Source organism: Micromonospora sp. NPDC050695 (assembly GCF_040654415.1).
Taxonomy (GTDB): Bacteria; Actinomycetota; Actinomycetes; order Mycobacteriales; family Micromonosporaceae; genus Micromonospora.
Window position 1 is genome coordinate 85505 of the sequence record NZ_JBFAHZ010000013.1, and the last position, 14412, is coordinate 99916.

12 protein-coding genes are annotated in these 14412 nt (G+C 72.6%); 7 read left to right on the forward strand and 5 right to left on the reverse strand.

The genetic code is table 11. The features are described from left to right. Positions 1-8 precede the first annotated feature (8 nt). The gene (locus AB0H52_RS12960) at positions 9-980 is read left to right on the forward strand and encodes a DNA primase small subunit domain-containing protein (protein WP_151491968.1); all 972 of its coding nucleotides are present in this window, start codon (positions 9-11) and stop codon (positions 978-980) included. 5 nt (positions 981-985) lie between these two features. On the opposite strand, the gene AB0H52_RS12965 is transcribed toward AB0H52_RS12960, so the two are convergent. Beyond that, on the reverse strand, positions 986-1492 hold the full coding sequence (locus AB0H52_RS12965; protein WP_151491967.1) for an Lrp/AsnC family transcriptional regulator: 507 nt from the start codon (positions 1490-1492) through the stop codon (positions 986-988). A 73-nt stretch (positions 1493-1565) separates the two neighbouring features. Here AB0H52_RS12965 and pdhA point away from each other — a divergent pair, with 73 nt between their 5' ends. The 4 genes from pdhA (at position 1566) to AB0H52_RS12985 (ending at position 6951) form a co-directional block, all read left to right on the forward strand. Beyond that, on the forward strand, positions 1566-2765 hold the full coding sequence (pdhA, locus tag AB0H52_RS12970) for a pyruvate dehydrogenase (acetyl-transferring) E1 component subunit alpha (protein WP_192580421.1): 1200 nt from the start codon (positions 1566-1568) through the stop codon (positions 2763-2765). Then, the gene (locus AB0H52_RS12975) at positions 2762-3766 is read left to right on the forward strand and encodes an alpha-ketoacid dehydrogenase subunit beta (RefSeq protein ID WP_192580420.1); all 1005 of its coding nucleotides are present in this window, start codon (positions 2762-2764) and stop codon (positions 3764-3766) included. Before pdhA ends, AB0H52_RS12975 begins: the two co-directional genes overlap by 4 nt. Continuing rightward, a complete protein-coding gene (locus AB0H52_RS12980) occupies positions 3751-5136 on the forward strand; it encodes a dihydrolipoamide acetyltransferase family protein (RefSeq protein WP_357947178.1) in 1386 nt (461 codons plus the stop codon). Before AB0H52_RS12975 ends, AB0H52_RS12980 begins: the two co-directional genes overlap by 16 nt. Before the next feature lie 135 nt (positions 5137-5271). After that, complete coding sequence (locus AB0H52_RS12985) at positions 5272-6951, forward strand: right-handed parallel beta-helix repeat-containing protein (protein WP_357947095.1); 1680 nt, start codon at positions 5272-5274, stop codon at positions 6949-6951. Between the two features lie 116 nt (positions 6952-7067). On the opposite strand, the gene AB0H52_RS12990 is transcribed toward AB0H52_RS12985, so the two are convergent. Together AB0H52_RS12990 and AB0H52_RS12995 are read right to left on the reverse strand one after the other, a co-directional pair. After that, positions 7068-9158 carry a PQQ-dependent sugar dehydrogenase gene (locus tag AB0H52_RS12990; protein WP_357947098.1) on the reverse strand — a complete coding sequence of 697 codons (2091 nt, stop codon included), beginning with the start codon at positions 9156-9158 and terminating at the stop codon, positions 7068-7070. Between the two features lie 23 nt (positions 9159-9181). Further along, positions 9182-10156 (reverse strand): sugar phosphate isomerase/epimerase, encoded by a 975-nt coding sequence (locus AB0H52_RS12995; protein ID WP_357947101.1) that lies wholly within the window; start codon positions 10154-10156, stop codon positions 9182-9184. Between the two features lie 643 nt (positions 10157-10799). On the opposite strand from AB0H52_RS12995, the gene AB0H52_RS13000 reads away from it, so the two are divergent. Beyond that, entirely contained in the window at positions 10800-12068 is a 1269-nt protein-coding gene (locus AB0H52_RS13000) for an Ig-like domain-containing protein (RefSeq protein WP_357947104.1), read from the forward strand. 58 nt (positions 12069-12126) lie between these two features. Here AB0H52_RS13000 and AB0H52_RS13005 read toward each other — a convergent pair whose 3' ends face one another. Beyond that, positions 12127-13143, reverse strand: coding sequence for an SMP-30/gluconolactonase/LRE family protein (locus AB0H52_RS13005; RefSeq protein ID WP_151493239.1), 1017 nt, complete (start codon positions 13141-13143; stop codon positions 12127-12129). A gap of 252 nt (positions 13144-13395) precedes the next feature. Between AB0H52_RS13005 and AB0H52_RS13010 the strand changes: the two genes are divergently transcribed. Then, entirely contained in the window at positions 13396-13782 is a 387-nt protein-coding gene (locus AB0H52_RS13010; protein ID WP_151493238.1) for an STAS domain-containing protein, read from the forward strand. A 79-nt stretch (positions 13783-13861) separates the two neighbouring features. Here AB0H52_RS13010 and AB0H52_RS13015 read toward each other — a convergent pair whose 3' ends face one another. Then, entirely contained in the window at positions 13862-14254 is a 393-nt protein-coding gene (locus AB0H52_RS13015; protein ID WP_151493237.1) for an FKBP-type peptidyl-prolyl cis-trans isomerase, read from the reverse strand. Positions 14255-14412: the final 158 nt, after the last annotated feature.

Genomic DNA, 14412 nt, shown 5'->3' on the forward strand with positions numbered 1-14412 from the left:
TCAGGGGCGTGGCCACGGCAGCGGAGGAGATCCGGGTGGGGGAGCGGCTGGTCCGCGTCTCCAGCCCCGACAAGCCGTACTTCCCGGAGCGCGGGCTGACCAAGCTGGACGTGGTGCGCTACTTCCTGTCGGTGGGCGACGGCATCCTGCGCGCGTTGCGGGACCGGCCCACGATGCTGGAACGTTGGCCGCGCGGCGTGTTCGAGGGTGCGACGATCGCCACCCGGCAGACCAACCGGGGCGACGCCTTCTACCAGAAGCGGCTGCCGGCGGGCGCGCCCGAGTGGGTGCGGACCGCGCACATCACCTTCCCCAGTGGCCGTACGGCCGACGAGGTCGCGCCGAGCGAGCTGGCCGTGGTGATCTGGGCGGCCAACCTGGGCACCCTGCGTTTCCACCCGTGGCCGGTCAGCGCCGCCGACGTGGAACGCCCGGACCAACTGCGCATCGACCTGGATCCGATGCCCGGTGTCGGGTTCGAGCAGGTGGTGCCGGTGGCCCGGGAGGTGCGGGCGTTCCTCGCCGAGCTGGGTCTGACCGGCTACCCGAAGACCACCGGCGGCCGTGGCCTGCACGTCTACCTGTCGATCGAGCCCCGGTGGAGCTTCGGCGAGTGCCGCCGGGCGGTGCTCGCGTTGGGTCGGGAGATGCAGCGGCGGCTGCCGGAGCTGGTCACCACGACCTGGTGGCGTGACCAACGGGACCGGCCGGTCTTCGTCGACTACAACCAGATGTCGCGGGACCACACGATGGCCTCGGCGTACTCCATCCGGCCGACGCCGCGGGCGCTGGTGTCGGCGCCGCTGGACTGGGCGGAGCTGGACGACGCCCGGCCGGAGGACTTCGACGTGCTGTCCATGCCGGCCCGCTTCGCCGAACGCGGCGACCCGCACGCCGGCCTCGACGGCGACCGGCACTTGCTGGAGCCGCTGCTGGAGCTGGCCGACTCCGAGGGGCTGGAGGCTCCACCGGAGCGCTGAGCCGGTCACACCCAGGGGCTGCCCGCCCCGTCGAACTCCTCGAAGACCAGCCAGGTGCGGGTGGACAGCACCCCCGGGATGCTCTGCACCCGACCCAGCACCACGTCCCGCAGCGCGGCGTTGTCCGGCGCGCGGACCAACGCGAGGACGTCGTGGTCGCCGCCGAGCAGCGCGGCGTGCTCGATGTAGCGCACCCGGGCCAGCTCCGCGGAGACCTCCCGCCAGGTGTTCTGCTCGATCGTCAACGCGATGTACGCCGAGGTGCCCAGCCCGGCCGCCTCGGGTGCCACCTGGGCGTGGAAGCCGGTGATCACGCCGTCGCGCAGCAGCCGCTCCACCCGGGCGTACGCGTTGGTGCGGGAGATGTGGATCCGCTCGGCCAGGGTGCGCACCGAGGTCCGACCGTCGCGGACCAGCTCGTCGAGGATCCGCCGGTCCACCTCGTCGAGGTGCCGAACCGATCGTCCCGATCCGCTCGCCCGGCTCACCTCGTCCGCGGCCTCCTGGCTCACCGAAGCTCCCTCAGCATGCCAATCGTCCCGCCTTTCTGATGGATCTTGAGTCAATCATCCGACAGGCGGAAGCATAGGCTCACCACACGTCCCAGGAGGTTCCGCCGTGACGACCACTCCCCAGGCGGTCCGCAGGGCATCCCCGCGTCCCCGTCGGGCGGTCACCCCGCCCGACCCGGCGCGCCCGCTGCTCCCGGACGCCGAACCGGTCCGCCTGCTCGACCCGACCGGCACGCCGCTGCCCGCCCGCACCGACTACCCGGAGCCGCCCGTCGAGGCCCTGCGCGAGCTGTACCGCCGGATGGTGCTCGGCCGCCGCTTCGACACCCAGGCGACCGCGCTGACCAAACAGGGTCGGCTCGCCGTCTACCCGTCCTCGCGGGGTCAGGAGGCGTGCCAGGTCGCCGCGGTGCTCGCGGTCCGCGACACCGACTGGGTGTTCCCCACCTACCGCGAGTCGATGGCGCTGGTCGCCCGGGGCATCGACCCGGTCGAGGTGCTCACCCTGCTGCGCGGCGACTGGCACTGCGGCTACGACCCGACCGCCGTGCACACCGCGCCGCAGTGCACGCCCCTGGCCACCCAGTGCGTGCACGCCGCCGGCCTCGCCCACGGCGAGGCGTACCAGGGCCGTGACACGGTGGCGCTGGCCTTCATCGGCGACGGCGCGACCAGCGAGGGCGACTTCCACGAGGGGATCAACTTCGCCGCCGTGTTCAAGGCGCCGGTCGTCTACTTCGTGCAGAACAACAGGTACGCCATCAGCGTCCCGCTGTCCCGGCAGACCGCCGCGCCGTCGCTCGCGTACAAGGGCGTCGGCTACGGCGTACCCAGCGAGCAGGTCGACGGCAACGACCCCGTCGCGGTGCTCGCCGTGCTCACCCGCGCGGTCGCGCACGCCCGCGCCGGCAACGGGCCGTTCCTCGTCGAGGCGCACACCTACCGGATGGAGCCGCACACCAACGCCGACGACGCCAGCCGCTACCGCGACGGCGCCGAGGTCGACGCCTGGCGCGACCGCGACCCCCTCGCCCGCCTGGAGACCTACCTGCGGGCGCGCGGCGTCCTCGACGACGCGGCGGTCGCCGAGATCGCCGAGCAGGCCGAGGCGTACGCGGCGGACCTGCGGACCCGGATGAACGAGCAGCCCACGGTCGACCCGCTGAGCCTCTTCGACCACGTGTACGCCGAACCCACCCCGCAGCTGATCGAGCAGCGGGAACAGGTCCGCGCCGAGCTGGCCGCGGCGAGTGACGAGGACGGTGCCGCCTGATGGCCACCACCATGGCGAAGGCGCTCAACACCGCGCTGGCCGACGCCCTCGCCGCCGACGAGCGGGTCGTCGTCTTCGGCGAGGACGTCGGTGCGCTCGGCGGCGTCTTCCGGATCACCGACGGCCTGCAGGCCCGCTTCGGCGAGAAGCGCTGCTTCGACACCCCCCTCGCCGAGGCCGGCATCGTCGGCTTCGCCGTCGGTCTCGCCATGTCCGGGCTGCGGCCGGTGGTCGAGATGCAGTTCGACGCGTTCGCGTACCCGGCGTTCGAGCAGATCGCCTCGCACGTCGCCAAGCTGCGCAACCGCACCCGGGGCGCGCTGAGCGTGCCCATCGTCATCCGCGTGCCGTACGCCGGTGGGATCGGCGGGGTGGAGCACCACTGCGACTCGTCCGAGGCGTACTACGCACACACCCCGGGCCTGAAGGTGGTCACCCCGGCGACCGTCGAGGACGCGTACTCGCTGCTGCGCGAGGCGATCGACGACCCCGACCCGGTGGTCTTCATGGAGCCCAAGAAGCTCTACTTCGCCAGCGCCGACGCGTCGCTGCCGGCGCGTGCCGAACCGTTCGGCCGGGCCGTCGTGCGCCGGCCGGGGCGCGACGCCACCCTGGTGGCGTACGGGCCGGCGGTGCCGGTGGCACTGGAGGCCGCCGAGGCCGCCCGCGAGGAGGGCTGGGACCTGGAGGTGGTGGACGTGCGCACCATCGTGCCGTTCGACGACGCCACCATCACCGCCTCGGTGCGGCGCACCGGCCGGTGCGTGGTGATCCAGGAGGCACCCGGCTTCGCCGGCGTCGGCGCGGAGATCGCCGCCCGCGTGCAGGAGCGCTGCTTCCACGCGCTGCACGCGCCGGTGCTGCGGGTCGCCGGGCTGGACATCCCGTACCCGGCGCCGATGCTGGAGCACACCCACCTGCCCGGGGTGGACCGGGTCCTCGACGCGGTGGCCCGCCTGCAGTGGGACGACCAGCCGGACGCGCGTTGGGCGGCGGCATGACCACCGTCGAGCGGACCCAGGTCTTCCTCCTGCCCGACCTGGGCGAAGGGCTGAGCGAGGCCGAGATCGTCGAGTGGCGGGTCGCCGTGGGCGACATCGTCACGGTCGACCAGAGTGTCGTCGAGGTGGAGACCGCCAAGGCGGTCGTCGACGTGCCCTGCCCGTACGCCGGACGGGTCGTCACCCTGCACGGCGCGGCGGGTGAGGTCCGCCCGGTCGGCCAGCCGTTGATCACCATCGCGCCGCTGGACGGCGGCGACGAGCCCGCCGGGCACGCCACCTACCGCGAGGAGGAGCGGGCCGGCTCCGGCAACGTGCTGATCGGCTACGGCACCGGCCACGGCGGCGCCACCCGCCGACGGCGCCGGAGCCGCCTGGCGGTGGACCCCGAACCGACCGACCCCGCACCGTCGGATGCCGGCCGGCCCAGCGGGGCTGGTGCGACCGCCGCCGTTGGCCTGGTCGGGAGCGCGACGACCCCTGGGCCGGCGGCCCTGGTCATCTCGCCGATCGTGCGCCGGCTGGCCCGCGAGCGCGGCGTCGACCTGGGCACGGTCCGGGGCACCGGGCCCGGCGGCGTGATCCGCCGCGCGGACGTGGAGGCCGTGCTGGCCGTGCCCGTCGCCCGGCTCGCCGCCGTGCCGGACCCGCACGTCACCCCGGCCCCGGCCGGGGACGGCGACGTGATCATCCCGCTCACCGGTGTGCGCAAGGTGATCGCCGACAAGCTCTCCCGCAGCCGGCGGGAGATCCCCGAGGTGACCATCTGGGTGGACGTGGACGCCACCGGGCTGCTGGAGACCCGCGCGGCGATCAACGCGGCCACCCCCGACGCGCCGGTCAGCATCCTGGCCCTGCTGGCCCGGATCTGCCTCAGCGGCCTGCGCAGGTTCCCCCAGCTCAACTCCCGCGTCGACACCGAGGCGCAGCGGATCGTCCAGTCCGCCGGGGTGCACCTGGGCATCGCCGCGCAGACCGACCGGGGCCTGCTGGTGCCGGTGCTGCGCGACGCCCAGCGGCTCACCACCGCCGAGCTGGCCGCCGAACTGGCGGCGACCACCACCGCGGCGCGGGCGGGCGCCCTGCCGCCGGCCCGGCTGACCGGCGGCACGTTCACGCTGAACAACTACGGCGTGTTCGGCGTCGACGGCTCCACGCCGATCATCAACCACCCGGAGGCGGCGCTGCTCGGGGTCGGGCGGATCGTGGACAAGCCGTGGGTGGTTGACGGGCAGCTCGCGGTCCGCAAGGTGACGCAGCTCAGCCTCACGTTCGACCACCGGGTCTGCGACGGCGGGGTGGCCGGTGGCTTCCTGCGGCACGTCGCCGACTGCGTGGAACGCCCGGCGCTGCTGATCGCCGCCGTCTGAGGCGCGTACCCCCCGGCCCTGGCGTCGCCCGTGCGGCGCCGGGGCCGGCGCGTCATCGGGCCGGGGTTTCCCGGCGGTGTCATCGGGAAGTCGGCCCCGCCGGAGCGCACCAGACGCGTCGAAGGGAGCCGGCCCGTGGCGAACGAGCTGCTACTCAACTCCGTCCGGGTACGACGACCCGCCGCGGCCGGCGCGCCGCTGTACTGCGACGCGCTGGAGTACGGGCTGACCGGCGACGGCGCGACCAACGACCAGCCGGCGCTGGCCGCCCTCGTCGACCGCCTCGGCGCCGGGTACGCCTCGGACGGACGGGCCCGGGTCATCTACTGTCCGCCGGGCATCTACTCGATCCGCGACGCCGGCACGGTGTGGCGCAGCGGGGTCTCACTGATCGGGGCTGGTCCGGCGGCGACCCGGTTCATGCTCAGCAACGAGGGCAACCGCGCCGACCCGACCCCGCTGGCCTTCTGGACCACCGTGCAGCACGGCGCCGACCGGGACCGGCACATCGCCGACTGCACGTTCGCCGACTTCCAGATCGACGGCTCGGGTGTGGCGATGGCCGAGTACAACTACCTGGCCAAGGGCCTCGGCCTGCAGTACGTGGTGCGCGGGGTGTTCCGCAACCTCTACATCCACCACACCGCCGCCACCGGGCTCGGCTGCGACTTCCTGCAGGACTCCCTCATCGACGGCGTGGTGGTCGTCGGCTGCGGCCGCCTCGACAACGGCGAACAGTTGGGTGGCGCCGGCATCGGGGTCGGCATCGGCGGCTGGGGAACGGTGGAGCGGCTGACCATCGCCAACTGCACCGCCCTGGCCAACGGCACCAACGGCATCTTCCTGGAGCTGCAGAAGGACTACTGGCCACCACCGCGCGGCATCCGCATCATCGGCTGCCACAGTCAGGGCAACCGGTTCGGCATCTCCGACTGGGGGGCCGACGGACTGATCGTCTCCGCCTGCACGATGACCGGCAACCTGGAAACCGGCTTCGACGTGTCGGCGCAGGGCACCTCGTCCGTGGCCGGCCGGGGTGGGCTGCTCACCGACTGCGTCATCGACGGCAACATGCGCGACGGGGTCAGCATCGGCAACAGCCCCGGCCCGTACACCGTCCGGGGCAACCGGATCAGCGGCAACGGTCGGCACGGCTATCACGCGCACGACCTCGGGCGCGGTTACCAGGGCTCGATCCGCGACGTGGTCGTCGAGAGCAACGAGTTCTGGGGCAACGGGCTGGACGCGGTCCGGATCGACCATCAGATGACCGACACCGTGCTGCTCAACAACCGGATCCGCAACAACGGGCGACAGTACGCCCAGGGCGCCGGCGGTACGGGCGAAGCCGTCCGCTACGGCGAGCGGTGCCTGGTCGACCGGTCGGCGAACTGGCCGCACGACGGCCACCGGGGCAAGGTCCTGCGGGTCGGCCGCGCCGTCGCCATGGTGGCGTCCAACACCGGCGACGAACTCACCCTCGCCCCGGTCCGCCCGGACGGGATCAGCGCCTGGAGCGGGGACGTGCCGCCACCGGGATGTGCCTACGAGCTGTCCGCCGCACCAGCGCGGCGGGCCGGTATCACCATCGACGCGCCGTTCGATTCGGCCACCATCCGGGGCAACCGGATCTGGGACAACCACGACACCCGGACCCAGACCCACGGGCTGTGGATCACCGAGCGCGGCAGTTGCGTGGACTGCCGGGTCGAGGACAACGACCTCGCCGGCAACGCCGAGGACGGGCTGCGGCTGGACACCCCGCCGGTCGGCGGACGCTGGCGTGACAACCACGTCGACAGCGACTGGAGTTGAGCAGCTGAGCGGCTGAGCGGTTGGAGTTGAGCGGCCGCGGGCTGAACGGCCAGGGCTGAACGACGTGCGGCGGTGGCCGGGGTGATCCGGCCACCGCCGCCCTCAGCGTGCGCTGGTCAGCCGGCCAGGCCGGCCACCGGGGTCGGGTCCAGCACCACCGTGGCCGAGCCGGACTGCGGCGGAACGCCCGCGTCGGTGTACTCCGCCACGAAGACCGCGGTCAGATTGTCCGCGCCGCTGTGCCCACTGTCGACGAAGGTGGGGATGGTCCCGGAGCAACCCGTCGCGGTGGAGAGCGGGTGCCCGTGCTCGTCGTGCCCGAGCACGTAGGTGACCTTCACCCGGGAGCAGTCCACCGGCAGATCGTCGGTGACCTTCACCTCGTACGCGACCGTCTGCCCGAACTGGAAGGGCTGCCCGGCCACCGGGGCGACGAACTCGACGATCGGCGCGGTCGGCCCGACCACCAGCGGCAGGGTCGCCGACGCCGACCGTCCGGTGCGGTCGGTCACCTTCACCGTCGGGGTGTACGAGCCGTTCTCCTGGAACGTCCAGCTCGGGTTGGCGTCGGTGCTGTCCACCGAGCCGTCCGCGTTGAAGTCCCACGCGTAGCTCAGCTTGTCACCGTCCGGGTCGGTGGTGCCGGCGCTGGAGAACGCGACGGTCAACGGCGCCTGCCCGACGGTCGGAGTGCCGCTGATCTTCGGGATCGGCGTCCGGTTGCCCCGGACGAAGTCGATCCGGGACAGCTGGGCGTCCGGGTTCTCGGCGAAGTAGCCGTCGCCGTACTCCAGGACATAGAGCGCGCCGTCCGGGCCGAACTCCAGGTCCATCGGGTTGTCCACCACCAGTGACGGCACCACCGGCCGGATGTCGGTCACGTCGCCGTCGGAGTCGAGGCGGAACTCCTTGATGTAGTCCCGGGTCCACTCGTAGAACAGCGGCACCCCGTCGTAGTAGGCCGGCCACCGGGTCCGCGACGTGCTGGTCCCGTCGTAGTCGTACGCCGGGCCGCCCATCGGGCCGATGCCGCCGGTGCCCAACTGCGGGAACTCACCCGACGCGGCGGCGGGATACCAGACCTGCGGCTGCTCGACCGCCGGCAGCTGCCGCTTACCAGTGTTGTGCGGTGACTCGTTCACCGGGCGTTTGCAGTTGAACCTGGCGCCGGACGCACCGGTGGCGAAGTCGTAGTCGCGGTAGGCGATCGTCGGCGTCACGCAGTACGGCCAGCCGTAGTTCGCCGGCTTGTCGATCAGCATCCACCGGCCGTGACCGGCGGGCCCGCGCTCGGGGTTCGCCGCCGAGGCATCCGGGGAGTAGTCGGCCAGGTACACGTTGTCGGTCCGCCGGTCCACGGCGAACCGGAACGCGTTGCGCAGCCCCATCGCGTAGATCTCCGGACGGGTCTGCGCCGTCCCCGGTTTGAACAGGTTGCCGGCGGGAACCGTGTAACCACCGCCGGCCTTCACCTTGATGCGCAGCAGCTTGCCGCGCAGGTCGTTGGTGTTGGCCGAGGTGCGTTGGGCGTCGTACGCCGGGTTCCGGTCGGCCCGCTCGTCGATCGGGACGTAGCCGTCGGAGGCGAACGGGTTGGTGTCGTCACCGGTCGACAGGTACAGGTTGCCCTTGCTGTCGAAGTCGATCTGCCCGCCGACGTGGCAGCAGATGCCCCGGTCGGTGGGCACGTCGATGATCTGCTGCTCGCTGGCGAGGTTCAGCTTCATCCCGTCCAGCTTGAACCGGGACAGCCGCAGCGCGCCCTTGAACCGCTGCCAGTCCGCCTCGGTGCCGGTCTCCGGCGCGTCCCCCTCGTTGACGCCGGGGGTGGCGGGGTCGTCCACGGGCGTGTTCAGCGGCGGCGAGTAGTAGAGGTAGACCCACTTGTTCTGGGCGAAGTTCGGGTCGATGGCGACCCCCTGCAACCCCTCCTCGTCGTGCTCGTACACCGGGATGTCGGCGGCGAGGGTGTTCAGCCCGGTGCGCGGGTCGTGGATGCGGACCTCACCGGTGCGGGAGGTGTGCAGCACCCGAAGGTCGGGCAGGACGGCGAGGCTCATCGGCTCGCCGGGGAAGTCGTTCAGTGTCACTTTCTGGAAGCTGCTGTCCGGCGGCGCGGCGGCCGGGGCGGCGGCCGCGGCCGCCGGCGGCACGGCCAGGCCGGCCGTCACCAGCAGCAGCGCGGACGCGAATGCGGTCCTGTTCATCAGGTCGTCCCCCGAAGTGGTTTTCAGTACCGGAGTGAGGCGAGATAGTCGAAGCCGACCCGGGCGGTGTCCAGGGCGTCGGCGGGGGCGCGCGGCGTGGTGCCCGCGTCGTCGCGCTCCACGATGTACTCCTCGATGCCCGCTTCCCGCTCGTGGGCGAAGATCCGACCGAAGTCGATGACACCGTCACCGAGGTCGGCGAAACCGCCCTCGACGTCGAGGTCCTTGACGTGCACCTGGCGGATCCGGCCACGGTTGGCCCGGATCACGTCGACCGGGTCGTGCGCGCCCCGCCAGGTCCAGTAGAGGTCGAGTTCGAAGTGGACCAGCCGTGGGTCGGTCTGCCCGGTGAGGATCTCGAAGCCGGTCGAGCCGTCGGTCAGCGGCACGAACTCCAGTTGGTGGTTGTGGTAGCCGAAGTCGAGCCCTGCGCGCTCGGCGAGCCGGCCGGCGCGGTTCAGGTCCCGTGCCAGGGCGCGGTAGATGGCGGGATCCCGGATCGCCTGGCCGTTGGCGTCCCGACCGAAGTACGGGTGCACGATCTTCTTGCTGCCGACGACGTTCGCGTCCTCAAGGGAACGCTGCCAGGTGGCGTCGTCGAACGGTTGCGGGATGCCGGTGTGCCCGGAGGTGGCGCGCAGCCCCGCCGCGTCGAGCGCGGCGCGGAACTGCGCGGCGGTGCGTCCGACGAAGCCGGCGTGCTCCACCCGCCGGTAGCCGATCCGCCGCAGCGCGTCCAGGGTGCCGGGCAGGTCGGCGGCCAGTTGGTCGCGCAGGGTGTACAGCTGGATGCTGATCCGGTCCACCGGCACCCGGCGACGTCCGCCGGACTGCCCGCTCTGCCCGCTCTGCCCGCTGGGTGCCGCGGCGGCCGGGCCCGCGAGCAGGCCGGCGGTGCCGACGGCGGCGGCGGATACCGTCGCCGCGCGAAGCAGGCCGCGTCGGCTGACCGCCTCGAACGCCGGTGTCGGCTCCGTAGGGTTGGTCTGTTGATCCATGGTGGTGGTCCCTTCCTGACGGCGGGGCACGCCGTCGACGGCGGTCGACCGGCTGCCGCCGCCCGGGCGCGCCGAACCGGCCGGAGACGGGCTCCGGCGGAACGGTGAGGGACGGCGCGCGGGGCACGACCCGGACCCATCGGGCGGGACGCGGCGACCCGGCAGGGTGGCGGCAGGCTGATCGACGAATGGGCAACCCTCTATCTAGATCCGGACCCTACCCTTGCCTCCGGACGAAGGCAAAGCTTCGTCGCGTTCGGCAGAAGTTTCGCTCCAACTGACAAAAGTCCGCGCCCGGGGTGCGCCACCGGCCCCGACCTCCCGCCGGTACGCGTCCGGGCGATCATCCGGTCGCCCCGCCCCGCCCCGCCCCGCCCCGCCCCGCCCCGCCCCGCCCCGCCCCGCCCCGCCCCGCCCCGCCCCGGCCGGGACGGCCCGCCGGCTATCCGGACACCCGGTGCCGCGCCCGCTGAAGCGGAGCAAAGGACGCCACGACGGTCGGGCGGGCCTTTGCTCCGCCAACTGGCGCAGCGCCGGAAAATGCGCCGATAAATGCGCCGCCGATTATTCGTGAATGGCGTGGACGCTCCCGGCGAGGCGGCAAGAATGTGACAGAGGGAAGCCAAAAACGGGGGGACAGAACATGACGTCGAGGCGGCGACTGACGCTGTTGGCGGTAACCATCGCAGCCGCACCACTCGTCCTGGGTGGGTGTACCGCCGACCGGGACGCGGCGACCGGGTCGGCCAAGGGGCACGCCGCCCCACCGGAACTCACCGTGACGCCGGGGGACAAGGCCCGGGAGGTCCCGGTCAGCGCGGAGGTGGGCACCACGGTCAAGGGTGGCCGGGTCACCGGCGTGCGGCTCACCGATGACAAGGGCGCGCAGGTCAAGGCCGAACCGCGCGAGGACGGCTCGGGCTGGGTGCCGAGCGTGCCGCTGGCGCCCAAGCGGACGTACACCGCCGAGGTGACCGCGACCGGCGACTCGGGCGCCACCACCACGCGCACCACCACGTTCACCACGATGGCCAAGTCCACCAAGCCGCAGATCACCAGCACCCTCTATTTCGTCGGCAACCGGACGTACGGCACGGCGATGCCGGTAACCGTGGCGTTCGACCCGGGAATTCCGAAAGAGGCCAGAGCAGATGTCCAACGGCGGTTGTTCGTAAAGACGAATCCGCCGCAACCGGGTACGTGGTCGTGGCTCGACGACGGATCGCAGGTCTATTACCGAGCCCCCGATTTCTGGAAGCCGGGGACGACCATCAGCGTGCGGGCCGGCCTGGAGGGCCTGCCCATCGGCAAGGACCGGGTCGGCGACGCCGAGCGCACCGCGACCTCGAAGATCGGCCGGCAACTCGCGCTGGAGATCGACAACGCGACCAAGCAGATGACCGTGCTGCGCGACGGCAAGCAACTCCGGCAGATCCCGGTCAGCCTCGGCAAGCCGAGCACACCCAGCTCCAGCGGCAAGATGGTGATCATGGAGAAGCACGAGCGGACCACCTTCGACACCCGAGGTGAACCCAACGGCGGCTACGTGGTCGACGTCGACGACGCCCAGCGCTACACCTGGGGTGGCGAGTTCATCCACTCGGCCCCGTGGTCGGAGGGGGACCAGGGCAACACCAACGTCTCCCACGGCTGCGCCAACGTCTCCGCCACCGCGGCCGACTGGCTGATGGGTATGACCCAGGTCGGTGACCTGATCACCGTCAAGGGCACCGAGGTGGAGTTGCAGCCGGGCAACGGCTGGACCGCGTGGAACGTGAGCTGGGACGAGTTCGTCCGGGGCAGCGCCCTGCCCGTGCCGTCCGGGCTGAAGCCCGCGCCGCCCGCACCGGCGCACCCGGGCGCGGTGGCCGGGGGATCACCCGCCCCGGCACCCTCGGTCAGCGGTCGCTGAGACACCGCCGACGGCCGTCGGGGTCGGCCCGCCAACGCGGCGGGCCGACCCCGCGTCATCAGTTCAGGGGTACGCGGGCCACACCCGGCCCGATCAGGCTGCCCAACCAGAGGTGGGCGCCGTGCTGGCGTACCCCGGTGATCATCCAGTAGTGCCCGGCCGGACCGTGCAGCGTCCGGCGGACCGTTCCGTCTCCGTCGACCAGCGCGACCAGCCCGTAGCGGCGCGGTTGCGGCTGCATCGCGTCGGGCAGCAGCGCGGCGATCTGACGCAGTCGCGGATGCGGCAGCAACCGCTCGGCGATCGGCACCCGGGGGCTGGGCAACGCGATCCAGTACGTCCCGTCGCCCACCGCGGAGAGATTGTCCGGGTATGCGGGCAGGTCGGCCAGCACCCGCACCCCACCGCCCAACTCGACGCGCAGCAGCCGGTGGGTGGTGGTCTCCACCAGCATCAACGCCGACTCGTCGGGAGTCAGCGCGATCCCGTTCGGGAAGTACAACCCGTCGGCCACCACGTCGGTGCGTCCGCTGCCCGGGTGGTACGCCAGCACCCGGCCGTTGGGGCGGTGCTCCAGCAGGTCCCGCTTCCAGTGCGAGACCGGGAACCGGTCCGAGGAGTCGGTGAAGTAGATGGTGCCGTCGCGGGCCACCGCCGCGTTGTTGGCCAGGTGCACCGGCGGCGCCGTCCCGGTCAGCTCGCGTACCGCCCCGTCCGGCGTGACCCGCAGCACCCCCCGGTACGCGTCGCAGACGATCAGCGCCTCCCCGGACGGGTCCGACTCGATGCCGAGCGGCCGGCCGCCGGTCTCGGCCAGCAGCCGGGGCTCGGTGCCGGCGGGCGCGTCGGCCGGCCACCACCAGAGCCGGCCGTCCTCGTCACCGCTGATCACCCGCCCAGCCGGGTCGACCAGCACGTCCTCCGGGCCGACCGCGCCGTCGGGCAGCGGCAGCAGGTCGGCCCGGTCGAGGCGGCTGTCGGTGGCGGCCCACGCCCCGGTGAGCGGGGGAGGCACGGTGGCGGGCTCGCGTACGGGCCGGATCAGCCGGGGCGGCCGGGGCCGGGGGATCACCATCGGTCCATTGTCACCCGCCGATGTCAGCCGTTCCCGCATCTCCGCACCCGCCGCGCGCCGCCGCCATGGTCGACTCCGAGGGAGTCGGGGCGCCCGCCGGGGCGATCGGCCAGGGCGGGTGACCCAGCGCACCGCACCCCGGGCCTCCACCCCGAGAGGGACCCGGGGTGCCTCCGGGGATGACCCTGGACGTACCCGGAATCACTCCGGCGAGGGGCGAAAGTGTCGGTGGTGGGGGATAGGTTTCTGGGCATGGGAGAGCGCAGCGACCGGTTGGACGTGCAGGTCAACGTGGGTGACCGGGTGGTCCAGGTGCGAGTGGCCGGCGAGGTCGACATCGCCACCGTGGCCGCGTTCCGATCCGCGCTGTGGTCCGCTCCGGCGGGCTCGGTGCTTCAGCTCGACATGTCCGGCCTTCGGCTGCTCTCCGCCGCCGGTGTGCGCACGCTGCTCGCCGCGCACCTGCGCGTCCGGGCCTGTGGCGGGGAGCTGATCCTCGTCGACCCGACGCCGGTGGTCGCCCGGGTGCTGCGCGCCACCGGCCTGCACCGGGTCATGACGGTGCTGGAGCCGACCCGCGTCGTCGAGGCCGCCCGTCTTCCGGCCACCCCGACCGCAGACCTGATGCTGGCCGCCTGACCGCGGCTCCTCGCACGTCTGTCCGTGAGGCGGTGCGGGGGCCGCCGGCGTCGGCCGGCGACCCCCTCTGGAGAGTCGGTCAGCGCACGTCGAGCAGGTCGACGACGAAGACCAGGGTCTCGCCCGGCTTGATGACGCCGCCCGCGCCGCGGTCGCCGTACCCGAGGTGCGGCGGAATGGTGAGGCGACGCCGGCCGCCGACACGCATGCCCACCACGCCCTGGTCCCAGCCGGCGATGACCTGGCCGCCGCCGAGCGGAAACTCGAACGCCTCGCCACGGTTCCACGACGAGTCAAACTCGTTGCCGCTGGAGTGCGACACGCCGACGTAGTGCACGCTGGCGAGCTGACCCGGCTGCGCCTGCGGGCCCTCGCCCACGGCGATGTCCTCGATCACGAGGTCGGCCGGCGGCGCACCCTCGATCGGACCCACCTCGGGCTTGCCCGAACGGGCGCCTGCTGCCTGGTTCATGCGGGGATCTCCTGCCGTGTTGGGTGATGTGTCCGGTCACCGTCGATCCTGCCGGATCACACCCCGCCAATGTGCAGCGGACCCACCACCCCGCCGCTCCCGCCCTGATGAAGCCCGGTCGGCCCGCCAAGATCGCGCAACATCCTGGATGTAGTGGC

Coding starts and splice junctions, on each gene's coding strand:
- AB0H52_RS13015 (WP_151493237.1), bottom strand. CDS start 14,254: ATGAACCAGGCAGCAGGCGCCCGTTCGGGCAAGCCCGAGGTGGGTCCG.
- AB0H52_RS13005 (WP_151493239.1), bottom strand. CDS start 13,143: ATGGTGATCCCCCGGCCCCGGCCGCCCCGGCTGATCCGGCCCGTACGC.
- AB0H52_RS13010 (WP_151493238.1), top strand. CDS start 13,396: ATGGGAGAGCGCAGCGACCGGTTGGACGTGCAGGTCAACGTGGGTGAC.
- AB0H52_RS13000 (WP_357947104.1), top strand. CDS start 10,800: ATGACGTCGAGGCGGCGACTGACGCTGTTGGCGGTAACCATCGCAGCC.
- AB0H52_RS12990 (WP_357947098.1), bottom strand. CDS start 9,158: ATGAACAGGACCGCATTCGCGTCCGCGCTGCTGCTGGTGACGGCCGGC.
- AB0H52_RS12995 (WP_357947101.1), bottom strand. CDS start 10,156: ATGGATCAACAGACCAACCCTACGGAGCCGACACCGGCGTTCGAGGCG.